The organism is Ruegeria sp. CE12 (genome assembly GCF_056537525.1).
Genome location: NZ_JBQFRS010000012.1, coordinates 49,976 through 72,470, shown reverse-complemented (window position 1 = coordinate 72,470; position 22,495 = coordinate 49,976). Strand labels below are relative to the sequence as shown.

20 protein-coding genes are annotated in these 22,495 nt (G+C 56.9%); 7 read left to right on the top strand and 13 right to left on the bottom strand.

Annotated features, from left to right (window positions below):
- Positions 1 to 52 precede the first annotated feature (52 nt).
- From ACR0IO_RS20405 to hslO, 7 genes are all read right to left on the bottom strand, one after another.
- Positions 53 to 838, bottom strand: a complete 786-nt coding sequence (locus tag ACR0IO_RS20405; protein WP_155144194.1) for an ion transporter — start codon at positions 836 to 838, stop codon at positions 53 to 55.
- 20 nt (positions 839 to 858) lie between these two features.
- Positions 859 to 2,088 (bottom strand): class I SAM-dependent RNA methyltransferase, encoded by a 1,230-nt coding sequence (locus ACR0IO_RS20400; protein ID WP_480744173.1) that lies wholly within the window; start codon positions 2,086 to 2,088, stop codon positions 859 to 861.
- Positions 2,089 to 2,127: 39 nt separating this feature from the next.
- Entirely contained in the window at positions 2,128 to 3,960 is a 1,833-nt protein-coding gene (locus ACR0IO_RS20395) for an ABC transporter ATP-binding protein (RefSeq protein WP_480744170.1), read from the bottom strand.
- On the bottom strand, positions 3,957 to 5,795 hold the full coding sequence (locus ACR0IO_RS20390; RefSeq protein WP_155144188.1) for an ABC transporter ATP-binding protein: 1,839 nt from the start codon (positions 5,793 to 5,795) through the stop codon (positions 3,957 to 3,959). The genes ACR0IO_RS20395 and ACR0IO_RS20390 overlap by 4 nt, the downstream gene beginning before the upstream one ends.
- 194 nt (positions 5,796 to 5,989) lie before the next feature.
- Positions 5,990 to 7,144, bottom strand: a complete 1,155-nt coding sequence (locus ACR0IO_RS20385) for a CCA tRNA nucleotidyltransferase (RefSeq protein WP_480744165.1) — start codon at positions 7,142 to 7,144, stop codon at positions 5,990 to 5,992.
- Complete coding sequence (locus tag ACR0IO_RS20380) at positions 7,141 to 7,746, bottom strand: CoA pyrophosphatase (RefSeq protein ID WP_480744296.1); 606 nt, start codon at positions 7,744 to 7,746, stop codon at positions 7,141 to 7,143. Before ACR0IO_RS20380 ends, ACR0IO_RS20385 begins: the two co-directional genes overlap by 4 nt.
- Positions 7,730 to 8,716, bottom strand: coding sequence for an Hsp33 family molecular chaperone HslO (gene hslO, locus ACR0IO_RS20375; protein ID WP_155144184.1), 987 nt, complete (start codon positions 8,714 to 8,716; stop codon positions 7,730 to 7,732). The genes ACR0IO_RS20380 and hslO overlap by 17 nt, the downstream gene beginning before the upstream one ends.
- A gap of 76 nt (positions 8,717 to 8,792) precedes the next feature.
- Between hslO and ACR0IO_RS20370 the strand changes: the two genes are divergently transcribed.
- Positions 8,793 to 9,239: an NUDIX hydrolase gene (locus ACR0IO_RS20370; RefSeq protein WP_480744162.1), complete on the top strand. Its 447-nt coding sequence runs from the start codon at positions 8,793 to 8,795 to the stop codon at positions 9,237 to 9,239.
- Here the strand turns inward: ACR0IO_RS20370 and ACR0IO_RS20365 are convergent.
- Positions 9,236 to 10,507 (bottom strand): PP2C family protein-serine/threonine phosphatase, encoded by a 1,272-nt coding sequence (locus ACR0IO_RS20365; protein ID WP_480744160.1) that lies wholly within the window; start codon positions 10,505 to 10,507, stop codon positions 9,236 to 9,238. The two genes, ACR0IO_RS20370 and ACR0IO_RS20365, sit on opposite strands and share 4 nt — an antisense overlap.
- A 162-nt stretch (positions 10,508 to 10,669) precedes the next feature.
- Here ACR0IO_RS20365 and ACR0IO_RS20360 point away from each other — a divergent pair, with 162 nt between their 5' ends.
- Positions 10,670 to 10,999: an Hpt domain-containing protein gene (locus ACR0IO_RS20360; RefSeq protein ID WP_155144181.1), complete on the top strand. Its 330-nt coding sequence runs from the start codon at positions 10,670 to 10,672 to the stop codon at positions 10,997 to 10,999.
- 1 nt (position 11,000) lies between these two features.
- On the opposite strand, the gene ilvA is transcribed toward ACR0IO_RS20360, so the two are convergent.
- Together ilvA and ACR0IO_RS20350 are read right to left on the bottom strand one after the other, a co-directional pair.
- Complete coding sequence (gene ilvA, locus ACR0IO_RS20355) at positions 11,001 to 12,227, bottom strand: threonine ammonia-lyase IlvA (protein ID WP_480744157.1); 1,227 nt, start codon at positions 12,225 to 12,227, stop codon at positions 11,001 to 11,003.
- Between the two features lie 58 nt (positions 12,228 to 12,285).
- The gene (locus ACR0IO_RS20350; protein ID WP_480744155.1) at positions 12,286 to 13,059 is read right to left on the bottom strand and encodes a hypothetical protein; all 774 of its coding nucleotides are present in this window, start codon (positions 13,057 to 13,059) and stop codon (positions 12,286 to 12,288) included.
- Between the two features lie 140 nt (positions 13,060 to 13,199).
- On the opposite strand from ACR0IO_RS20350, the gene ACR0IO_RS20345 reads away from it, so the two are divergent.
- The 4 genes from ACR0IO_RS20345 (at position 13,200) to msrA (ending at position 15,993) form a co-directional block, all read left to right on the top strand.
- Positions 13,200 to 14,426, top strand: a complete 1,227-nt coding sequence (locus ACR0IO_RS20345) for an argininosuccinate synthase (protein ID WP_155144174.1) — start codon at positions 13,200 to 13,202, stop codon at positions 14,424 to 14,426.
- 32 nt (positions 14,427 to 14,458) lie between these two features.
- Entirely contained in the window at positions 14,459 to 14,863 is a 405-nt protein-coding gene (locus tag ACR0IO_RS20340) for a DUF1810 domain-containing protein (RefSeq protein ID WP_480744293.1), read from the top strand.
- Between the two features lie 82 nt (positions 14,864 to 14,945).
- Positions 14,946 to 15,227 carry an SCP2 sterol-binding domain-containing protein gene (locus tag ACR0IO_RS20335; protein ID WP_155144172.1) on the top strand — a complete coding sequence of 94 codons (282 nt, stop codon included), beginning with the start codon at positions 14,946 to 14,948 and terminating at the stop codon, positions 15,225 to 15,227.
- A gap of 94 nt (positions 15,228 to 15,321) precedes the next feature.
- A complete protein-coding gene (gene msrA, locus ACR0IO_RS20330) occupies positions 15,322 to 15,993 on the top strand; it encodes a peptide-methionine (S)-S-oxide reductase MsrA (protein ID WP_480744153.1) in 672 nt (223 codons plus the stop codon).
- On the opposite strand, the gene ACR0IO_RS20325 is transcribed toward msrA, so the two are convergent.
- Positions 15,990 to 16,862 carry a ribokinase gene (locus ACR0IO_RS20325; protein WP_480744151.1) on the bottom strand — a complete coding sequence of 291 codons (873 nt, stop codon included), beginning with the start codon at positions 16,860 to 16,862 and terminating at the stop codon, positions 15,990 to 15,992. The two genes, msrA and ACR0IO_RS20325, sit on opposite strands and share 4 nt — an antisense overlap.
- A gap of 3 nt (positions 16,863 to 16,865) precedes the next feature.
- Positions 16,866 to 19,121 carry an NADP-dependent malic enzyme gene (locus ACR0IO_RS20320; RefSeq protein ID WP_155144167.1) on the bottom strand — a complete coding sequence of 752 codons (2,256 nt, stop codon included), beginning with the start codon at positions 19,119 to 19,121 and terminating at the stop codon, positions 16,866 to 16,868.
- A 161-nt stretch (positions 19,122 to 19,282) separates the two neighbouring features.
- On the opposite strand from ACR0IO_RS20320, the gene mutS reads away from it, so the two are divergent.
- A complete protein-coding gene (gene mutS / locus ACR0IO_RS20315; protein WP_480744291.1) occupies positions 19,283 to 21,898 on the top strand; it encodes a DNA mismatch repair protein MutS in 2,616 nt (871 codons plus the stop codon).
- Positions 21,899 to 21,929: 31 nt separating this feature from the next.
- Here mutS and ACR0IO_RS20310 read toward each other — a convergent pair whose 3' ends face one another.
- Entirely contained in the window at positions 21,930 to 22,493 is a 564-nt protein-coding gene (locus tag ACR0IO_RS20310; protein WP_155144165.1) for a nucleotide exchange factor GrpE, read from the bottom strand.
- Positions 22,494 to 22,495: the final 2 nt, after the last annotated feature.

Genomic DNA, 22,495 nt, shown 5'->3' with positions numbered 1-22,495 from the left:
ACTGCCTGCTGCTTTTTTTTGGCTATTATGCCAAAAAAGCTAAAAACTGAAATCACTTTTTGCTGTTTGACTGCGCAATCAGGTGTTTCTCGATGATCTCAAGCCGTTCCAGCACCTCATCACGATAGGCATCGGTCTTTTCACCATCCTCGGCATGGTGGGCGTCCTGCATCGAATTCACGATAAGACCAACCAAAAGGTTCACCACCGCAAAGGTCGTCACCATGATGAACGGAACAAAGAACATCCATGCGTAGGGGTACACTTCCATCACGGGGCGCACGATACCCATCGACCAGCTTTCCAGCGTCATGATCTGGAACAAGGTATAGGCAGACAGCCCGAGATCACCGAACCATTCCGGAAAGGACTGTGAGAACAGCTTGGTCGCGATCACCGCGCCGATGTAGAAAAGGATGGCCATCAAAAGGAAAACGCTGGCCATGCCGGGCAGTGCCGAGATGAACCCCTCGACCACGCGACGCAGGCGTGGCGCCACCGAGATCACGCGCAGGACCCGCAAAATCCGCAGTGCACGCAAGACCGACAAGCCGCCAGCGCCCGGAACAAGAGCGATACCGACGATCACAAAATCAAAGACATTCCAGCCATTGCTGAAAAAACGGCGCCCGGTCGAGATCAGCTTCATCGCGATTTCAGCCACAAAGATAGTAAGGCAGACGCTGTCCAGAAACACGATCACTGGGCCAGCCTTGTCCATGAGACTGGGAGAGGTTTCCATACCCAGCAGGACGGCGTTGATCAGGATCACACCGGTGATGAATTGCGAAAATCCAGCGCTTTCGACAAAGCCCTGCAAACGCTGCCTGATCCCCATTTGGGCGCTCTCCTGTTGATTCATGATTTTTTCGACATGTTGAAATGGCCTACGAGTTCGGTGTGTGACGACCACCGAAATTGGTCAACCACCTGCACCCATTCAAGGGTGTAACCGGCCTGAGCCAGAATTTTTGCGTCACGCGCAAAGCTGACCGGATTGCACGATACATAGGCGATGATAGGGCGTTTGGCCTGCACCAGCTCTTGCACCTGCGCTTCGGCGCCGGCACGTGGTGGATCCAGTACAACTGCGTCAAAGGATTTCAGTTCATCTGGCATCAGGGGGCGGCGAAACAGATCGCGCGCCTCGGTTGTCACTTTCTTGAGACCTTCTGCCTTGCGCCATGCCTGATCCAGCGCACGGGTCATGGCCGCTTCTCCCTCGACCGCATGGACCTCGGATCCTTCGGCCAGTGGAAGCGAGAAGGTACCACTACCAGCAAACAGATCGACAACCCGTTTAGATGATCCGACAATTTCCAGAACAGCCTGTGTTAGAGCCTGTTCCCCATCTTTTGTCGCCTGCAGAAATGCGCCGGGAGGTGGAACAACCTGCGCTTTGCCAAACCGCTGTACTGGCGGTTGGCGCATTGCGATCACCTCATCATCCCAAGTCAGACGAGCCAGCCCATGCTGTTCCGTCGCTTGCGCCAGCGCCAGCTCCAACGGCCCATCCAGCGGCTTGCCACCTTTGACCGACACATCAAGACCCTCCTCGGACAGGGTCAGGGTCACGGCAAGAACACCCTTACGGCTGCCACCCAGCACTGCCAACGCCTCAGCAACGGGAATGGCGGCTATCAGCGCTGGGTCCAGCAAGTGACAATCGGGGATTTCGGTGATCGTGTCAGACGCACGACCGTGAAAGCCAGCCAGAGTGCCCTTTTTCGTGCGCCTTACAGCAACGGTTGCACGGCGGCGGGATCGTTCAGGTGAGGTATGGATCGGACGCATCGGTGCCTCTAACCCTTGTGCTGCGAGCGCTGTCCGCACCACTTCAACTTTCCAGTCGGCAACGAATGTGTCTGATGCATGCTGCAGCTGGCACCCGCCACAGGCTTTGTAATGGCGGCAAGGCGCCTTGACCCGGTCATCTGATGGCGTGTTGACGCGAATATCATTCAGCAGGGTGCCAACAAGCGTGCCGCTGACCACCTCGCCCGGAAGGGTTCGAGGGGCGTAAACGGGGCCATCGGCGATACCGTCGCCCTGATGACCAAGGCGGAGAATGGTGTAATCCTGCGTCATGGGGGGCCTGATAGCCGGGCTTACGCTGTAAAAGAACCCCTATTCCGCAGCTTCGGTCTGAATGAAGCCGCCGGACTGGCGATGCCAGAACCGCGCATACAGCCCGCCCTGTGCCAGCAGAGTGTCATGTGCACCGTCCTCGACGATGCGGCCTTGATCCAGAACGATGATCCGATCCATTTCGCTGAGCGTCGACAAGCGGTGCGCAATAGCCAGAACCGTTTTGCCTTCCATCACGCGATGCAGAGCGGTCTGGATGGACGCCTCAACTTCTGAATCAAGGGCTGAGGTTGCCTCGTCCAGTACAAGGATCGGCGCGTCCTTAAGGATTGCGCGTGCCAAAGCGATCCTCTGACGCTGTCCTCCGCTCAGCTTCACACCTCGCTCACCCAGATGGGCGTCATACCCTGTCCGGCCCTGAGCATCCTGCAGGCCCAGAATAAACTCATGCGCTTCGGCCTTGAGTGCGGCCGCGATCATTTCTTCTTCCGTCGCATCCGGGCGTCCATACAGGATGTTTTCGCGCGCCGAGCGATTGAACATGGCAGTTTCCTGCGTGACCATGCCGATATGACGGCGCAGGCTGTCCTGAGTCACCTGTGAGATATCCTGACCATCAATCAATATCGCACCGTTTTCCCTGTCATAGAGCCGCAACAGAAGAGAAACCAGGGTCGACTTACCTGCACCAGAAGCCCCGACGATACCCAGCTTTTCACCGGGCCTTATCGTCAGATCCAGATCTGTGACACCTCCGATATTCCGACCATAGGCAAAGCTGACGTCATCGAACCTGATCCCGCCTTCGGCAACTTTCAGATCAGCAGCGCGCGCCGCATCTTCAACGCGGTTTCGCTTGGCCAGAGTGTTCATGCCGTTTTCGATCTCGCCAACATTGGCGTAAAGGCCCATCAGCGTGAAACTGACCCAACCGGTCATCTGAGCGATGCGAATGGACACAGCGCCGGCAGCAACGATGTCGCCGGTCGTCGCACTACCGGCCTGCCACAACAGTACGGTGGCACCCAACAACAACACAGGCAGAACCCCGGCAAGCGTCATCAGGATAAATCGGAAGCTTGCTGAGAGCTTTCCGAAATCCAGCGATCTTTCCCGCAATTCGACCATTGCGTTACGGGCGGCGTGATCCTCGAACTCGGAATGCGCGAACAGTTTGACAGTTTTGATATTGGTGATGGTATCGACCACCTGCCCCGACACCATTGCCCGCGCCCCGGCACGCGCAGCCGAACGTTTCCGGATACGCGGCAGATACCAGCGGATCAGCCAGAAATAGACGGCGAGCCAAGCCGCGAACGGAACCATGACCAGCGGATGAATAGACCCTAACAAAAGCAAAGAGCCGACAAGCGACGCCAACGCAAAGACAATTGCGCTGATGGTTTCCGACACGACCGACGCCATCGCATTCGAGGTCTGCATCTGCTTTTGGGCAATCCGGCCCGCGAAATCGTCATCGAAATAAGTCACCGACTGGCCCAACGTCCATCGATTGAGCTTGGCCAGAACCAACGGCGTGATGTTCGGCATCACGATGTAGTTGTTCGAGAGCGACGAGAGTCCGAACAGGATCGGGCGGATCAGCATGAAAAACGCGATCGCCCCGATGATCATCCAGGCGTTTCGGGCGGATAAAAACTCTTCTGGTCCGCTTGCGGTTGCCACATCGATAACATGGCCAAGGATCCAAGCCGTTCCGGCCTCCATCGCGCCTGCGGTGGCTGAAAAGAAGGCGGCAACAAACAACATCGGCCATGCGCCGGACAGGCACCAGCGAATAAACGCCCCCAACGTCTGCGGTGGGGGCGTTTCGGTGTCCGTGAACGGATAAATCAGATCTGCGATTCTCATTCAGCGGCCTCCGGGTTCATGAAGCCGCCAGATTGCCGTGCCCAGAACTGAGCGTAAAGACCACCGTGCGACAACAATTCCGCATGGGCGCCTTCTTCGACGATCCGACCACCATCCATCACCAGGATCCGGTCCATCTGCGCAATGGTACTCAGCCGGTGCGCAATCGCGATCACGGTCTTGCCTTGCATCATGCCGTAGAGGGTCTCCTGAATCGATGCTTCGACCTCGGAATCTAGCGCAGATGTCGCCTCGTCCAGCAAAAGGATGGGTGCGTCTTTAAGGATCACCCGCGCAAGCGTCACACGCTGGCGCTGACCACCGCTGAGTTTGACACCCCGCTCCCCCACATGCGCGTCATATCCTGTCCGGCCTTGCGGGTCCTGAAGGTCCAGAATGAACTCATGCGCTTCGGCTTGCTTGGCGGCGGCAATCATCTGCTCTTCGGTCGCATCGGGGCGACCGTACAGGATATTGTCGCGCACCGACCGATGCAGCAACGCACTGTCCTGTTGAACCATCCCGATCCGCTGACGCAGACTGTCCTGGGTGACAGAACTGATGTCCTGACCATCGATCAGGATTGCACCGCGTTCGACATCGTAAAACCGCAAAAGCAGCTTTACCAGAGTCGATTTCCCGGCGCCTGAACGCCCGATCAGACCGATCTTTTCACCTGGCTGGATAGTCAGGTTGATATGATCCAGACCACCCGTTTCACGACCGTAGTGGTGAGACAGATCGCGAATTTCGATCTCGCCCGAAGTCAGCTGCAAGGGCCTTGCGCCTTTGACATCCAACAGATCAACAGGCTGCGCGATGGTTTCCATCCCCTCGGCAACAACACCCAGTTGGCGGAAAAAGCTGGTCAGCGCCCACATGATCCATCCGGTCATCGCGTTCAGCCGCAACGTCAGGGCAGTTGCAGCTGCAACAACGCCAACCGATGCACTGCCCTGCATCCACAAGGCAATCGCCCAACCGACAACACCGATGATCAACAGACCGTTCAGCGTGACCAGAACTGCGTCCATAATGGTGAAGATGCGCATCTCGACCTGAAATGTACGGCGCGTTGCCTCAATAGCCTCGCGCGCATAGTCCAGTTCCTGATCCGCATGGGCAAACATCTTGACCGAATGGATATTGGTATAGCTGTCCACAACACGCCCGGTCACCGTGGAACGCGCATCAGATGCGGCCTGCGAGGCCGGTCCAACCCGCCGCACCGTCCAGCGCACCAGCAGCCCATAGAGCACAAGCCAGATCAACAGCGGCACCAACAACCGAGGATCAGCTGCCATCAACAGAATGGCCGCACCGATCAGATAGGCCAGCGAGAAGGAAATCGCGTCAAAGACCTGAAAGATCACCTCTCCCGCAGCGGGCGGTGTCTGCATGATCCGGTTCGCAATACGTCCGGCAAAGTCATTCTCGAACCAGCCAACCGACTGGCGCAGAACGTGTTTATGAGCACGCCAGCGGATCAGCGTCCCAAAGTTCGGCAAGATCGCGTTATTCAGCAACAGCACGTCAATCACGTGCAACGCGGGCCGCAATAGCAGAACAAAGGCTGCCATCAGCAGCAGTTCTGTGCCGTGCGCCTGCCAGACTTCGGTCGGTGAACCCGACAGCAGGTCGACGACGCGGCCCATATAATAGATCAAGCCGATCTCGACCCCTGCCACGATGATTGACAGAAGTGCTGCCCAAACAAACACGCGCACGAATGGGCGCGAGTAGTCCAGCATGAAGGGCCACAGCCGCGTTGGTGGCGTGTCTACTTCGTCATAAGCGACAAAAGGGTCTACGAGGTTTTCGAAATAGCGAAACATGGAGAGTGCTCCGATTGAGCGAGTCAAAACAAGTCATGCGAAAGAAGATGGCGTCAGAACACCACCCCAACGGGTAATGTGTTCCAGCCTTAGCCGAACCAGATCCCGTAATACATTCGCATTCCTCCATCCATGTGACACGCGCACCCTAGCCACAAATGATCCGCTTTGTCATCCCCTTTTGAGACTTCATTTTATTCCACCAGCAATTCATCGCGATCCAAAAGGAAACCCGACGCAATCCAGCGCGCCTCAAGTTCGGCCAGTTTTTTGCCCAGCGCCGGACCGCTGTATTTAGGAATGAGATCATTTGCCTTGATCGGAAAGCTGGCCGCAGCCCCTTTTTCAAGGGCAATGGCAAGATCATCGGTCCAGGGTTGTTCCAGAAACGCGCAACGCAGAAGCGTTTCGTGCAGCCCCCCTGTTGAACCATATCGAAAGCCAAGTTCAGCAACACCTGCGGTTCCCATGGCCTCGTCCCGCATACGAGTCAGGCGTTGCAGTTGAGCTTTGCTGAGCCGCAGAGTTCGGGCAACTTCAGGTGGTGCGATTGCAGCCAATCGGCGAATCGGCTCAGGGGGTGCTCCGGCATCCCCTTCAAGTTTCACGAGAATTGGCAGGGCCTTGTCGTCAGCGCCGGGCAGAATTCGGGCCAAAACGCCTGCACTTCGCATCGCTGCCACCGAAGGCGCGGGATCGGGTGCACCAAGCAGCTTGAGCATTTCAGCCCCAACCCTTTCGCGTGAGAGTTTCTCGAGCCCCTCGAGGTGCGAGGCGATCGCAGACAGTGCCTCGGGGTCAAACCCGGCATTTGCATCGCCGTACCAGGCGTGAAACCGAAAATACCGCAATGACCGCAGATAATCCTCTTTGATCCGGTCCTCTGCATTTCCGATGAACCTGACGCGGCGCGCCCGTAGATCGGGCAGACCATTCAGCGGATCCAGAATGGTTCCATCCGGCCGCGCATAAAGCGCGTTCATTGTGAAATCGCGCCGGGCGGCATCTTCTTCGACTGCGTCCGAATAGGCAACGACCGCGCGCCGCCCATCGGTTTCGACATCGCGGCGGAAAGTCGTCACTTCGTGCGGGATGCCACCGCTAACCACTGTGATTGTGCCGTGATCGATACCAGTCGGGATGGCTTTCAGACCAGCCTTACTGGTCAACTCCAGCACACGTTCGGGATGCGCGTCCGTGGCTATGTCAATGTCGGAAACCGGGGCATGCAAAAGCGCGTTGCGCACACAACCACCCACGAACAAGGCTTGCGCTCCGGCGTTGGTCAAAGCCGAGCATACATCCTGTGTCGCTTCAACTCTGATCCAGTCTTCTGTGATCTGCGTCATTCACTCACTCGCGCCGCCAAACCCCGAAGCATCCGCGCCGTTGCACCCCAAATGTAATAGGGGCCGTAAGGCACAGCGAAATAGTACCGTCTTTGGCCGCGCCAACGACGCGACTCGACTACATAATTCGCCGGGTTCAGAACGTGCGCAAGCGGAACTGAAAAGACTTCTTCCACTTCTCCGGGTTCCGGGATTGGGTCAAAACCATTCTCCAATACCGCCACGACAGGTGTCACGTTAAAAGACGTTACGGTTTCATGGGTTGGCAAGTGGCCCAGAATTCGCGGCAGATCTGGCGGTAGACCAATCTCTTCCTGCGCTTCACGTAAGGCTGTTGCAGTGACATCTGCATCGCCTTCGTCCTGTTTTCCACCGGGAAACGCAATCTGGCCCGGGTGATGTTTCAGGGCCGACGAGCGCTTGGTCAGGATCAGGCGCGGTGTTTCACCGGACAACAATACTGGAACCAGAACACCAGCGGGGCGCAGTTTGCGTCCCGCTGGCAAAACGGTTTCAGGATTCAGATCAAAGTCACTCGACCCGTCACCGGGGCGGTTCAACGCCGCCGTCAGCTGTGAAATCGGATCAGGCACGATCCGCATCTTCAGCGTCGAAGCCAACCGTGCTTGGGTCCAACACGTAATGGGCACCGCAGAACTGACAATCGGCAGTCACGGTTCCTTCGTCAGTGGTCATCTTGGCGATGTCCCGCGCCGAATAGATTGACAGGCTTTGACGCACGCGATCTTCGGAACAGGTGCAGCCGAACTTGACCATCTGCGCATCATAGACACGCGGCTGTTCCTCGTGAAACAGTCGGATCAACAAGTCAGTCGGCGCAATCGAGGGCCCGATCAGCTCGAGGTCATCGACCGTATCGAGCAGGATGTTGACCCGGCCCCAATTTTCACCTTCATCGCCATCAACCAGATCCGAAGCCGAGAGTATCTCGCCACTACCTTCGCCAGATGCCACAAACGGGGACGCTTTGGGCATGTGCTGCAGCATGATGCCCCCTGCGCGCCAGTGTTCGCCCACGCCCGGCTCGGTCGATTTGCCAAAGCTCAGCGAAAAACGGGTCGGCAACTGCTCGGACTGCGCAAAATAGGCCTCGGCACAGGCGCGGAGCGAACCGCCCGCCAGCGGAGTGATCCCTTGATAGGGTTGGGTTCCCTCACCCTGGTCGATCATGATCGCAAAATACCCTTCGCCCACCTGGTCAAAGGGTGCGCCATCGGTCAGGCGATCCCGATCAAAGCTGGCATAGGCACGAATCTGTGCGGGCTCACCGTCTTTCTGCGGCGCATAGTAGTCGGTCGCAATCATGCGTACCGCGCCCTTGGACTGAACCTGAAGGGACAGCTTCCAGCGCAGCGCAACAGTCTGGCCAATCAATGCGGTCAGCAGGGCCATCTCGGCCACCAGGGCCTCGACCTGTTCCGGATAATCGTGCTGTTTCAGGATGCCGTCCAGCACCCCGTCTAAACGCGCCACACGGCCACGCATATCCGATACATCAAGTTGAAAGGGCAGGACGGTATCGTCCCACGCGATTTTCGTTCCAAGAGACATGGGGTTTCCTTACACGCCACAGGTTGGCATACCGCCACCATATAGGTCGAACAAACCGGGTTGAAAGGGGCCATACATGATCAGAAGGTTCGGTGAAACCCCGGAACCGGGGCGACGGTACATTCGGCGGCCCGGCGTGTATGCTTTGTTACCACGGGGCAGCTCATTGCTCGTAACCTGGTATGATGATGGTCTGAACCCCGAACTCCAGCTTCCCGGCGGGGGAATTGATCCGGGTGAATCTCCGATAACGGCCCTTCACCGAGAGGTTTTTGAAGAGACCGGCTGGCTGATAACGGCACCGCGACGTGTCGGTGCATTTCGGCGTTTCACCTATATGCCGGAATACGATCTTTGGGCCGAGAAAGTCTGCTATATATACCGCGCGCGGCCAGTCCGCCCAATGGGACCGCCCACCGAAGAATTCCACGAGGCCGTGTGGATGGAGACGTCAGACGCCACCAGAATTCTGGGAAATGAAGGTGACCGCCACTTTGCCACACGTCATATGCAGGGGCTTTAGGGCTGATTGTATTCGAAGAAGACGGCTGAAACATCGTCTCCCATACCATCATCAGGCGACATGACCTGCGTTAATCGCCAGAACATGTCGTCCAGAAAATCTGAGCCGCCACCATCGGAAAGACAGTCCTGCGCCATGGCTTGAAGACCTTCTTCATCCAGAAGGCTGCCGTCCGCCAACCGACACTCAGTAAATCCATCTGAATGGAGCAACAACTTGTCACCCGGCTTCATGTAAACATCCGTTTGATGAAAAACCGCGTTTTCAATCAGACCGATAGGCAAACCACCTGCGCCCAGTAACTCAGTACTGCCATCCTTGCGCAGCAGCAGCGGGTGTGGATGCCCGGCCTGAACCATTTTGAGGTGACCGTTGCGTAAATCGACGATGGCGTAGACCATCGTGAAATATTCTTCGATCCCGGCATCAGCCATCAAACGCGAGTTCAGTGTCGCGGCAACATTCTCGGGCGGCAACAGCGCATAGAATTTATCAAATCGCTGCTCCATCGCGACATTCTGATCGAAATGCTTGCTGGAAAGATAGCTGCCCAAGCGCGCCGTCATCATGGCCGACGTAATACCGTGACCCGAAACATCGATGCTATAAAATCCCAGACGGTTTGGACCGGGCGAGAACATACCGACCAGATCACCGCCAATATGGCCACAGGGCTTCAGCAACATACTGACCCGTGAGTTCCCGAAGTCGCGCCGAAGCTCGGGCACCAGTGAATCCTGAATTTTACGCGCCTGCATCAGATCCTTGTCGATGGCATCATGGGCCAACCGCAACTCCTCAAAGGCGCTTTCGATCAGCCGGTTCTTGTCAGAGAGTTCGCGCTGCATATCCAAAATGCGGGCGCCTGCGGAAATCCGGGCTCGCAACTCATCCGCCTCTAACGGTTTGATCAGGAAATCATCTGCACCCGCATCAAGGCCCCGTGCGACCTCCTGCTTTTCGCTCTTGGAAGTGAGCAGAATGAAGTATGTGTACTGATCCATTTCCAACGCTCGGAAAGCCCGACAAAATTCAAGCCCGCCCATGCCGGGCATCACCCAGTCGCTGAGCACCAGATCAGGTGGATCAACCTTGCACAACGCGATTGCATCTTCGCCGTTGTCAGCCTCGACAACCTCAAAACCCCACTTCTTGAGCGAGGCCACAAGAATTCTTCGTTGAAGGCGGCTGTCATCAACAACCAGCACTTTTTGGATTGCACCAAAATTCGGCTTGCCCACAGTGTCTGTCTGACTGGCTGGCGTCACCTTTTACCCCACGCATTCCCTGAAACCGAGATGTGGAGAAGCTAAAATCTGCAGCTTAAAATTGAGTGAAAGCGGGTTGGCCACTTCGCCTGAGCGATTTTAATCAGCTGTTTACGCGTTACGCCCTATCAGAGAGATAAGCAGGTCCAGACGGAGGGCATGATGATACATTGGCCCCGGGTAAATCAGCTGCGCGACGAAGTGGGCGCAGATGAGTTTGATGAGGTTGTCCAGATTTTCATGGACGAGGTGCAGGAAGTGATCTCGAAACTGCGTGAGGACACCTCCAGGACCGAGATTGAGCAGAACCTGCATTTCCTTAAAGGCAGCGCACTGAGCCTGGGCTTCGACAGATTTTCAAAGCTCTGTCAGGACGGGGAAAGAAAAGCCGCGGCCGGGGAAGGTTCTGACGTCAACCTTGCCGAAATCTATTCTGAGTTTGACCAGTCCAGATCCGTGTTTGAGGCAGGTCTGGCAGATAATCTGAAGTGAATCAGATTACGAACTGGGCAAGCGTCTCATCCTCGGTGATATCCGTATAGGTAAATCCGGCCTCATCCAGATGAGCAAACAGGCGCATGAAATTCTCAGGTTTGCGGGTTTCGATTCCGATTAGGACCGAACCAAAATTACGAGCCGATTTCTTCATGTATTCGAAGCGGGCAATATCATCTTCCGGCCCGAGTATGCCGAGAAACTCCTTCAGTGCACCCGGACGCTGCGGCAGGCGTAAGATGAAGTATTTCTTCACACCGGAATAGCGCTGCGCCCGCTCTTTGACCTCGGGCAAACGCTCAAAATCAAAGTTCCCGCCCGAGGTGACACAGACAACCGTTTTGCCGCGAACAAAACTCTGAACGTCACCTATCGCTTCGACGGCCAGCGCACCTGCTGGCTCTAGAACGATGCCCTCGACATTGAGCATCTCGATCATTGTTGCGCAGATGCGATCCTCGGACATGACCAGTACGTCCGACAGGTGCCGTGAACGCAAAAGCTCAAACGGCTTCGCTCCAATGCGACCGACGGCAGCGCCGTCTACGAATGTATCTACGTGATCTAGGGCAACGGGATGACCAGCCGCAAGCGCAGCACGCAGACACGCCCCACCTGCAGGTTCTACAAACAGGCAATGCGAGCGATCCCCGAACCATGTCGCAACGCCAGAGGACATACCGCCCCCACCTACCGGCAGGATCACGTGATCCGGGACAGAGCCCAACTGGGCTTCGATCTCAACCGCCAGCGAAGCCTGGCCTTCAATCACGTCATCATCGTCGAAAGGGGAAAGGAAATGCCCGCCCTGCTGCGCACACCAACTTTGCGCGGCCGCCAGCGTGTCATCAAAATAGTCGCCGGTCAGATGAATTTCGATGTTATCCCCGCCGAAAATCCGGGTCTTCTGAATTTTCTGCTGGGGGGTCGTCACCGGCATGAAAATCACGCCTTTTACGCCCAGATGCTTACACATATAGGCCACGCCCTGTGCATGATTGCCTGCGCTGGCACACACAAACAACTCCTGCCCCTGCTGCTTACGCATCGCATTAAACGCGCCGCGGATTTTGTAGGACCGCACCGGGCTGAGGTCTTCGCGCTTGAGCCAGATATCAGCCCCATAGCGATCGGACAGATGAGCATTCCGCTGCAGTGGCGTTGCAGGAAACACAGTGCGCATCGCCTGTTCGGCAGCGCGGGCGCGGGTCATGAAATCGGTCATATCGGTCTCAGTGTCGTATCGCTGCCCAAAGGGCAAGGAATACATATGTGTACGGGTATCAGGCCAGCTCGCGTTTTTCGACGTAAATACCGTACACCGTGGTCAATACGCTGACATTTACCAGTGAAATGACCAGCCCGATAATCGTTTGGCTTGCTATTCCAAATATAGGCAAGATCTGACTGGCCTGAAAGATCAGAAGACTGAGGACAACCTGAACAAACGCCAGAATCAACACTACAATCGTGATGGTGCCGTTTGTGCCTTCAGTTGCTCTTTTTGCGTCCATAAATCCAAGCGGTTCCCCAATCGCCGCTGCTGGCAAGGCTGCGCCAAGCCTTATGAAAAGCACATAGACAACAAAGAAGGCGGCAAACGGCAGAAGTTGAAGCAGATACACCAATGGCGGCACGATGGCGGCCAAAATTGAGCCAACCAAGAGCAACGGCACCAGAATTACCACCGATGCAATCACACAAACGACAATAAGCTGGACGGTACACCAGATGTAGGCCCCTATCCGGTCTAAATTGAACGTTGGGATCCAGCCTTTCGGATACTCTTCGAGCAGCACGAACCGATGCCATGCGACGAAAATCCACAAACTCACAAAGATACTGATCAACGCTACGACAACGACGTTCAACGTATCTTTCGCAGTCAAGTTCATTGCAGGATCACCCGCATCGATCCCGTTCGCACTCGCCACGCCCAAGACGAGGGTACTGAAAATCGCGGCGGCAACTGATGGTATCAATCCAATCTGCAAAGCTTCCTGTAGATTACTGAACACCATTCGAACTGAATGGATGAAAATCTGCCAACCAAGCATTCTGAACCGCCCTCTCAACCAATCCTTGTTATCTTTGCAATCGTTTCATCCCAATTCCCGTCCTGCGTCAATGCTCGCAACTTGCCCCCGGGTCGAAAACCCGCTAGGGGCCAATCGTTCTACGCATAAAGGGAAGTCAGATGTCCGCGCCCAAGAAAGTTGTTCTGGCCTATTCCGGTGGCCTTGATACCTCGATCATACTGAAATGGCTGCAGACCGAGTATGGCTGTGAGGTTGTCACCTTCACCGCCGATCTGGGTCAGGGTGAAGAGCTTGAGCCGGCACGCCAAAAGGCTGAAATGCTGGGGATCAAGCCCGAAAACATCTATATCGAGGACATCCGCGAAGAGTTCGTCCGCGACTTCGTCTTCCCAATGTTCCGCGCCAACGCGCAGTACGAAGGTCTGTACCTGCTGGGCACCTCAATCGCGCGTCCGCTGATCTCGAAACGTCTGGTTGAGATCGCAAAAGAAACCGGTGCTGACGCCGTTGCGCATGGCGCGACCGGCAAGGGCAACGATCAGGTCCGTTTTGAGCTGGCCGCCTACGCACTGAACCCCGAAATCAAGGTCATCGCCCCGTGGCGCGAGTGGGATCTGACCAGCCGTACCCGTCTGATCGAATGGGCAGAAGCACACCAGATTCCGATCGCCAAGGACAAACGCGGTGAGGCCCCCTTCTCGGTCGATGCCAACCTGCTGCACACCTCGTCCGAGGGCAAGGTTCTGGAAGACCCCGCCGATATGGCGCCCGACTATGTCTACCAGCGCACCGTCCATCCCGAAGACGCGCCGAACGAGCCGGAGTTCATCGAAATCGGATTTGAAAAAGGCGACGCGGTCAGCATCAATGGCGAAGCGATGAGCCCGGCCACAATCCTGACCAAGCTGAACGAATACGGCGGTAAGCACGGCATTGGTCGTCTGGACCTGGTCGAAGGTCGTTTCGTCGGTATGAAATCGCGTGGCATCTATGAAACTCCCGGCGGCACCATCCTGCTGGAAGCGCACCGCGGTATCGAATCCATCACCATGGACCGTGGCGCGATGCACCTGAAAGACCAGCTGATGCCGCAGTATGCCGAGCTGATCTATAACGGCTTCTGGTACTCGCCCGAGCGGGAAATGCTGCAGGCGGCCATCGACAAGTCGCAAGAACATGTCACCGGCACCGTCCGTGTGAAACTGTACAAAGGTCTGGCCTCGACCGTGGGCCGCTGGTCGGATCACTCGCTGTACTCCGAGGCACATGTGACCTTTGAGGAAGACGCCGGTGCTTATGACCAGACCGATGCGGCTGGTTTCATCCAGCTGAACGCTCTGCGTCTGAAGCTTCTGGCCGCTCGTGACAAGCGTTTGTCCAAGTGACTGAAGACGAAGGCATAAACGAAGAGCTCGAAATGTTCATCGAAGCGCAGGACACGGTTTGGCCGGATGTCCTGCGTGAACTTGAGCAGGGACAGAAAACCAGTCACTGGATGTGGTTCGTGTTTCCGCAACTGGCAGAACTGGGCCAATCTCATATGGCCCAGCTTTACGGAATCGAAGATCTGGATGAGGCGACCGCCTATCTTGGGCATCCGGTCCTGCGTGAGCGCCTGATTCAGGTGTCTCGCCTGATGCTGTCGCACAGGGGCTCGGACCCGGCTGGTATTCTGGGAAAGGTCGATGCCAAGAAGCTACGCTCGTCCATGACCTTGTTTGCGGCTGTACCCGGCGCACCATCCGAGTTTCAGGATGTCCTGACAGCTTTTTATGACGGTCAGATCTGTGAGCCAACAAAACAGGCGTTGATCAACGGCTAGCCTTGGCTGGTTCCAGTAGGGTCATGCTTGCCTGAAGCTGAGACTTCTCATTACGCAGGGCACAACTGCGAAAGGAATTCAAATGCTTCAGGAAATTGCAGACGGCATTCAAAAGGGTCTGGGCGGCAAAACCTTTGACGGATCGCTCAAGTTCGATTGCGGTGAGGATGGTGTCATCGTCCTCGCCGACAACACTGCAACCACGCAGGATCGAGATACCGACTGCACCATTCGCATCTCTCGTGACAATCTGGGCAAGTTGCTGACCGGTAAACTGAACCCGATGACGGGCGTGATGATGGGCAAGCTCAAGATTTCAGGCGACATGGGTGTCGCTATGAAACTGGGGCAGTTGCTGGGCTGACCGATAAACTCGTCTCACCAGCACGTGACAAATGATGTCAGTGGATTGCCAACTTCCGGGTCGCACGGCAGCCTGATCTCAAAGGAGATCTGCCATGACCCGGAATTACAGTTTCGACCATTTCAAGTCCGCTCTTCTGTTTGTTCTGATTGCTCTGGTTGCGTTGTTACGCGCGATGCCTGCACCTGCGGCGGGCACCGAAACACTGACCGTTGCCGGCGGCTGTTTCTGGTGCGTTGAGTCCGATTTTGAATCGGTACCTGGCGTGATCGGTGCAGTCTCGGGTTATACCGGCGGTAAATCTGCGAACCCGACTTACGATCAGGTTTCCAAAGGCGGTACAGGTCACTACGAGGCCGTACAGATCACCTTCGACCCTGCCCGCGTCTCACGTGAAACACTGTTGAACATGTTCTTCCGCTCGGTCGATCCGACAGATGCAGGCGGTCAGTTCTGTGACCGTGGCGAAAGCTATCGCACAGCAGTATTTGTCTCTAATGCAGGCGAAAAAGCGCAAGCGCAGAAGGCTAAGGCAAATGCACAGCAGGCATTGGGGCAAACGGTCGTGACACCAATCCTGCAACAATCAACCTTTTATCCTGCAGAAGCCTATCACCAAGATTACTACAAAGGAGACAAGCTGGTCTTCACCCGTTTTGGTCCCAAGCGCCAAAAGAATGCATACAAAGCCTATCGCAAGGCCTGCGGTCGCGACGCCCGGGTAAAACAGCTTTGGGGCAGTGCAGCACCCTTTGTCGGTTCCTAATCGAAACGAGCCGCCTGAACTTCCTTGAGGTCAGGGATCACATCAGCCGTACCGTGTCGCGTCACCATCAAAGCCGCGGCACGGTTTGCCTGTGTTATGGCCTGCGCCAGCGGCATGCCTCGGTCCATCCCAGCCAGGACATAACCGGTAAAGGTATCACCTGCCCCGGTCGTATCCACGGCCTGAACTTTGTGGGCATCAAACTTCACCGGATCATTGCCGCGCTGATGATAGCGTGCGCCATCGGAACCAAGTGTCACGACCACATGCTCGACCGGCAAGTCTGCAGCACTGAGGCCAGTGGCTTGCTGTAACTGCACCGCCTCAATCTGGTTCAGGATCAGAAAATCAAGATAGGGCAAGACAGCCTGAACCGCATCCGCCTGAAACGGCGCTGCTGCGTAACAGACTGTCAGACCAAGCTCATACCCCAGTCGGGCAGCCTCAACCTGTGCATTGGTTTCGTTCTGCATGACCAGCAAATCACCTGCTTTGGCCAAAGACAGCGCCTGTTCCAGCTGCTGAACCTCAAGCGCGTGGTTGGACCCCGGGTAAAGAACGATCAGGTTCTCACCTTCGGCATCGACCGCGATGATTGCATGCCCGGTTGGTACATCCACTTCGGTGATATGGCGCGTATCCACGCCATACTCGGTCAGACGGTCCTTGGCCCAGCGCCCGTCAGGCCCGACAGCTCCGATATGGCTGACCTGAGATCCGGCACGTGCCGCGGCAACGGACATGTTCGCACCCTTGCCGCCCAGAAACCGTTCCAGCCCCTTGGCCGCAAGGGTTTCCCCCGGCCCGGGCAGATGCGGCAGGCCGTAGACCATATCGGCATTGATTGAGCCAAGGTTCCAGATCGTCATCGCTTATCCGATATCGCAAGAGGCCAGGATGGCCATGTTCAGGATGTCGTTTGCAGTCGAAACGGTTGAACAGATCTGGATCGGTTTATCGACACCCGACAGGATCGGACCGATCACGGTCGCGCCACCCATTTCCTGCATCAGCTTGGTCGAGATGCTGGCCGAGTGCCGTGCGGGGACGATCAGAATGTTCGCAGGACCGGTCAAGCGTGAGAACGGGTAAGCCTCTTGCTGATCCATGTTCAGGGCAACGTCGACGGTCATCTCGCCTTCGTATTCGAAATCCACGCCGCGCCCGTCCAGAACTTCGGGGGCGACATGCATTTTTTCTGCACGCTCCGAGACCGGGTAGCCAAAGGTCGAAAAGCTGACGAAAGCAACGCGCGGCTCCAAGCCCATATGGCGGGCAACAGCTGCTGCGCGCTCAGCGATATTGGCCAGATCGTTCTCATCCGGCCATTCGTGAACCAGCGTATCGCCCATCAGGACGATCCGGCCCTTGTGCAGCAATGCGGTGACACCAGCAGCGCCATGGGCCGCATCCGCGTCAAAGACGTGATTGATCCGATCCAACACATGCGCTGATTTCCGGGTTGCGCCCGTAACGAGACCATCGCCATGCCCATGAGCCAGCATCAAAGATGAGAACACGTGCCGGTCGCGCGCGGCCAGACGGTGGATATCCTTCCGGTCAAATCCCTTACGCTGCAGACGTTTATAGAGGAACTCCTTATAGGCATCGAGGTGCATGGTGTTGGCGGCGTTCACCACCTCCAGCTCGCGAACAGCATCACCGAGACCTGCAGCCTCAAGCTTGATTTTGACGTCATCGGGACGACCAACAACAAGCGCCTTTCCGAAACCCGAGCGCTGATACATGACCGCTGCACGCAGAACGCGCGGATCATCGCCCTCGGCAAAGATCATGCGGCTTTGCGCTGCGCGGGCACGCGCGTTCAGGCCGCGCAGGATGCTGGCAGTCGGGTCCATGCGGGATTTCAGGCTCAGCTCATAGGCGTCCATGTCGATGATCGGACGACGGGCTGCGCCAGTATCCATACCGGCCTTGGCAACAGCTGGTGGGATACGGTGGATCAGGCGCGGGTCAAATGGCGTCGGAATGATGTAGTCGCGGCCAAAGGTCAGCGATTTTCCATAGGCCATGGCAACTTCATCCGGCACATCTTCGCGCGCCAAACGCGCCAACGCGTGGGCGCAAGCGATCTTCATCTCATCATTGATGGCACGGGCGTGAATGTCCAGCGCACCACGGAATAGGTAAGGGAAACCCAGAACGTTATTCACCTGGTTCGGATAGTCGCTGCGCCCGGTGGCGACGATCGCATCGACCCGCACCTCATGCGCCTCTTCCGGCGTGATCTCGGGATCCGGGTTCGCCATCGCAAAAATCACCGGATTATCCGCCATTGACGCGACCATATCCTGCGTCACAGCGCCCTTAACCGACACGCCAAGGAAGACGTCCGCACCTTTCATGGCCTCTTCCAGAGTGCGTAGATCCGTGGTGATGGCATGCGCCGATTTCCACTGGTTCATACCCTCGGTGCGGCCCTGATAGATTACACCTTTGGTGTCACAGACGATGCAGTTCTCATGCCGTGCGCCCATCGACTTGAGCAGCTCGATACAGGCGATACCTGCCGCACCCGCGCCATTCAGGACTATCTTTACATCTTCGATCTTTTTGCCTGAAATGTGCAGCGCATTCAGCAGACCCGCCGCACAGATCACCGCCGTGCCGTGCTGATCATCGTGGAAGACAGGGATATCCATCTCTTCCTTCAGGCGCTGTTCAATGATGAAACACTCGGGCGCTTTGATATCTTCAAGATTAATGCCACCAAAGGTCGGCCCCATCAGGCGCACGGCACGACAAAACTCATCCGGGTCTTCGGTATCCAGTTCGATATCGATCGAGTTCACATCGGCGAACCGTTTGAACAGGACTGACTTGCCCTCCATCACCGGTTTCGAGCCCAGCGCACCCAGATTGCCAAGACCTAAAACCGCTGTGCCGTTTGAAATCACAGCAACCAGATTGCCCTTGTTGGTATAGTCGTAGGCTGTTTCCGGGGATTCCGCGATTGCTTCACATGGAACAGCCACGCCGGGGCTGTAGGCCAACGACAGATCACGCTGAGTGGTCATCGGGACGGTGGCTTGAACCTCCCACTTGCCGGGGGTTGGTTCAAGGTGAAAGGCCAGCGCCTCCTCTTTAGTGATCTTCGCTTTGGGCATGAGATAGGTCGTTTCCTTACATCTGTTGGGCTTTCGCCTCATAGCGCAGCAAGAGGCGCGCCTCAACGAGAATACTTTTCACCTTTCGTCGCGGGTGGGGGATTTGTAAGGTCGCGACCGGAATACGCCAGAAGGGGTCAGCCTTGTCCACAGTCACGCCGATGATGGCGCAATATCTCGAGATCAAAGAGGCCCACGCCGACGCCCTGCTGTTTTACCGCATGGGTGACTTTTACGAGATGTTTTTTGAGGACGCCGTTAATGCCGCCGAGGCGCTGGACATCGCCCTGACCAAACGTGGAAAGCACAATGGAACTGACATTCCGATGTGTGGCGTCCCGGTGCACGCGGCCGAAGGCTATTTGCTGACACTGATCCGCAAAGGGTTTCGTGTCGCCGTCTGCGAGCAAATGGAAAGCCCGGCTGAGGCGAAGAAAAGAGGCTCTAAATCGGTGGTAAAGCGCGATGTCGTGCGTCTGGTGACGCCCGGCACACTGACAGAAGACGCGCTGTTGGAAGCCCGCCGCCACAACTTCCTTGCCGCATATGCCGAGGTCCGGGATGAGGCTGCACTGGCCTGGGCCGATATCTCGACCGGGGCGTTTCACGTGATGCCATTGACGTCCGTGCGTCTTAGCCCCGAGCTGGCACGGCTGGCGCCGTCCGAACTGATCGTCGCCGACGGAGCACAGGAAAAGCTGAATGAGCCTGTTCGCGATCTTGGTATCTCTCTGACGCCCATCGGGCGTGCCAGTTTCGACAGCACTGCGGCGGAAAAACGCATCTGCGGCTTGTTCCATGTGGGCGCTCTGGACGCGTTCGGCAGCTTTGGACGCGCCGAAATCTCGGCCATGGGTGCGTTGATCGACTATCTGGAGATCACTCAAAAGGGCAAACTACCGCTGCTGCAGACCCCGCTCAAGGAATCCGAAGACCGCGTTGTTCAGATCGACGCTGCAACTCGACGCAATCTGGAACTGACTCGCTCCCTGTCCGGCGGCCGCGTTGGCTCACTGCTGTCCGTGGTGGATCGCACAGTGACACCTGGTGGCGCTCGACTGTTGGAGCAACGCCTTTCCAGCCCCTCCCGCAATCTGGACGTCGTCCATGGACGGTTGGATGCGGTGAGTTTTGCGGTCGAAGACAGTTTGATTGCATCGGACTTGCGCGAGGCGTTGCGCAAAACCCCTGATCTGGACCGCGCCCTGTCCCGCCTGTCTCTGGATCGCGGCGGGCCCCGTGATCTGGCCGCCATTCGAAACGGCCTGACACAGGCATCAGCGATTGCCGGGCTTTGTGCGGATCAGGACTTACCCGTCCTTCTGGCGACCGCGTTGCAAAATCTGGTTGGTTTTGATGACCTACTGAACCTGCTCGATGACGCCCTTGTAGCAGAACCCCCGCTGCTGGCCCGGGACGGAGGGTTCATCGCACCGGGGTATGACACAGAGCTGGACGAAGCCCGCACCCTGCGCGACGAAGGCCGCTCGGTCATCGCAGGGTTTCAGCAGAAATATGCGGAACATACCGGTATCACGTCTCTGAAGATCAAGCACAACAACGTGCTGGGTTATTTCATTGAAACTACGGCCACCCATGCCGAGAAAATGCTGAACCCACCGTTCAGCGAAACCTACATCCACCGCCAGACCACAGCCAATCAGGTGCGGTTCACTACTGTCGAGCTTTCGGAAATCGAAACCCGCATTCTGAACGCCGGAAATCTGGCGCTGGAGATCGAAAAGCGGCTCTATCAAAGGCTTTCTGATGAAATTCTGGGAAAAGCCGCCCGCCTGAACCAAGCCGCACGCGGGCTGGCCGAACTGGATCTGACCACTGCTCTGGCCGATCTGTCGCGTGGAGAAAACTGGTGCCGCCCACGAGTCGACGCCTCGCGCGCATTCGATGTTCAGGGTGGCAGACATCCGGTCGTCGAACACGCCCTGCGCCAGCAAAGCGGCGACGCCTTCATCGCCAATGACTGCGATCTCAGCGCCAACGATGGCGCGGCGATCTGGCTGCTGACCGGTCCCAACATGGCCGGTAAATCGACGTTCCTACGTCAGAATGCGCTGATCGCCCTGCTGGCCCAGATGGGCAGCTACGTCCCGGCCGAGCGGGCGCATATCGGCCTTGTCAGCCAGTTGTTCAGCCGCGTCGGAGCGTCGGATGATCTGGCGCGCGGGCGCTCGACCTTTATGGTCGAAATGGTTGAGACCGCTGCCATCCTCAATCAGGCGGATGATCGTGCCCTCGTCATTCTGGATGAGATCGGCCGTGGCACCGCCACCTATGACGGATTGTCCATCGCCTGGGCCACGCTGGAACATCTTCACGCCTCAAACAAATGCCGGGCTCTGTTTGCCACGCATTATCACGAACTGACCGCGTTGGCCGGAAAACTGGAAGGTGTCGAAAACGCCACTGTCGCAGTGAAAGAATGGGAAGGTGAGGTCATTTTTCTGCACGAGGTCCACAAGGGCGCGGCAGACAGATCCTATGGTGTACAGGTTGCCCAATTGGCCGGACTGCCGGCATCTGTGGTCGAACGCGCCCGTATCGTCCTGGATCAGCTGGAAAAAACCGAACGCGAAGGCGGTAAGCAAAAAGCCCTGATCGACGACCTGCCTTTGTTTTCGGCTGCGCCCCCTCCGCCACCACCTGCGCCCAAGGCATCACCTGTCACCGACATGCTCGATGAAATCCTTCCGGACGAGTTGACCCCACGTGAGGCATTGGATCTGATCTACAAACTGAAAGAGGCGGCCAGAACCTGACCGCCTCAATATTCGTTTGAACTGAAATCGTTCAGCTTGCCGGGGTCGAAGATACCCCAACCTGCGCCGGGCGCAGCAGGCGGTCGTGCAGCATGAAGCCTTCGGCCGAAACCTGAATGATGTCACCAGCACGGGTGCCGGGCACTGGAGCTTCAAACATCGCCTCATGCACATTCGGATCGAACCGGTCACCAACTTCGGGCGTGATCACTTCGATCCCGTGCTTTTGGAATACGTCCTTCAACGCGCGCATGGTCAGCTCGACGCCTTCCAGAAGCGGGCCTGCCACTTCTTTCTGCTCGTCGGTTGCCGCCTCGAGCGCACGTTTCATGTTGTCGTAAACCGGCAGCATGTCGCGGGCCAGTTTCGATCCGCCGTACTGTTCAGCATCCCGACGGGCCTTGTCGCCACGCTTGCGCGCGTTTTCGGCATCCGCCAGTGCACGCATGAACTTGTCCTTGAAATCGTCCCGCTCAGCACGCAGCGCATCAATTTCCAGCGCCTCTTCGCTGATCTCGGCAAATTCCTCGGCCAGCTCTTCCGCCTCGGCGGTTGCGATATCGTCCAGAAAATCTTCGTTCTTGGGCTCTGCCATCT

What these genes read in the sequence shown, in the direction of transcription:
- ACR0IO_RS20325 (WP_480744151.1), bottom strand. Translation starts at nt 16,862, where the DNA reads ATGACGATCTGGAACCTTGGCTCAATCAATGCCGATATGGTCTACGGC.
- hslO (WP_155144184.1), bottom strand. Translation starts at nt 8,716, where the DNA reads ATGTCTCTTGGAACGAAAATCGCGTGGGACGATACCGTCCTGCCCTTT.
- ACR0IO_RS20390 (WP_155144188.1), bottom strand. Translation starts at nt 5,795, where the DNA reads ATGTTTCGCTATTTCGAAAACCTCGTAGACCCTTTTGTCGCTTATGAC.
- msrA (WP_480744153.1), top strand. Translation starts at nt 15,322, where the DNA reads ATGACCCGGAATTACAGTTTCGACCATTTCAAGTCCGCTCTTCTGTTT.
- ACR0IO_RS20335 (WP_155144172.1), top strand. Translation starts at nt 14,946, where the DNA reads ATGCTTCAGGAAATTGCAGACGGCATTCAAAAGGGTCTGGGCGGCAAA.
- ilvA (WP_480744157.1), bottom strand. Translation starts at nt 12,227, where the DNA reads ATGACCGATTTCATGACCCGCGCCCGCGCTGCCGAACAGGCGATGCGC.
- ACR0IO_RS20400 (WP_480744173.1), bottom strand. Translation starts at nt 2,088, where the DNA reads ATGACGCAGGATTACACCATTCTCCGCCTTGGTCATCAGGGCGACGGT.
- ACR0IO_RS20380 (WP_480744296.1), bottom strand. Translation starts at nt 7,746, where the DNA reads ATGCGGATCGTGCCTGATCCGATTTCACAGCTGACGGCGGCGTTGAAC.
- ACR0IO_RS20310 (WP_155144165.1), bottom strand. Translation starts at nt 22,493, where the DNA reads ATGGCAGAGCCCAAGAACGAAGATTTTCTGGACGATATCGCAACCGCC.
- mutS (WP_480744291.1), top strand. Translation starts at nt 19,283, where the DNA reads ATGATGGCGCAATATCTCGAGATCAAAGAGGCCCACGCCGACGCCCTG.
- ACR0IO_RS20395 (WP_480744170.1), bottom strand. Translation starts at nt 3,960, where the DNA reads ATGAGAATCGCAGATCTGATTTATCCGTTCACGGACACCGAAACGCCC.
- ACR0IO_RS20320 (WP_155144167.1), bottom strand. Translation starts at nt 19,121, where the DNA reads ATGCCCAAAGCGAAGATCACTAAAGAGGAGGCGCTGGCCTTTCACCTT.
- ACR0IO_RS20345 (WP_155144174.1), top strand. Translation starts at nt 13,200, where the DNA reads ATGTCCGCGCCCAAGAAAGTTGTTCTGGCCTATTCCGGTGGCCTTGAT.
- ACR0IO_RS20385 (WP_480744165.1), bottom strand. Translation starts at nt 7,144, where the DNA reads ATGACGCAGATCACAGAAGACTGGATCAGAGTTGAAGCGACACAGGAT.
- ACR0IO_RS20370 (WP_480744162.1), top strand. Translation starts at nt 8,793, where the DNA reads ATGATCAGAAGGTTCGGTGAAACCCCGGAACCGGGGCGACGGTACATT.
- ACR0IO_RS20360 (WP_155144181.1), top strand. Translation starts at nt 10,670, where the DNA reads ATGATACATTGGCCCCGGGTAAATCAGCTGCGCGACGAAGTGGGCGCA.
- ACR0IO_RS20340 (WP_480744293.1), top strand. Translation starts at nt 14,459, where the DNA reads ATGTTCATCGAAGCGCAGGACACGGTTTGGCCGGATGTCCTGCGTGAA.
- ACR0IO_RS20405 (WP_155144194.1), bottom strand. Translation starts at nt 838, where the DNA reads ATGGGGATCAGGCAGCGTTTGCAGGGCTTTGTCGAAAGCGCTGGATTT.
- ACR0IO_RS20350 (WP_480744155.1), bottom strand. Translation starts at nt 13,059, where the DNA reads ATGCTTGGTTGGCAGATTTTCATCCATTCAGTTCGAATGGTGTTCAGT.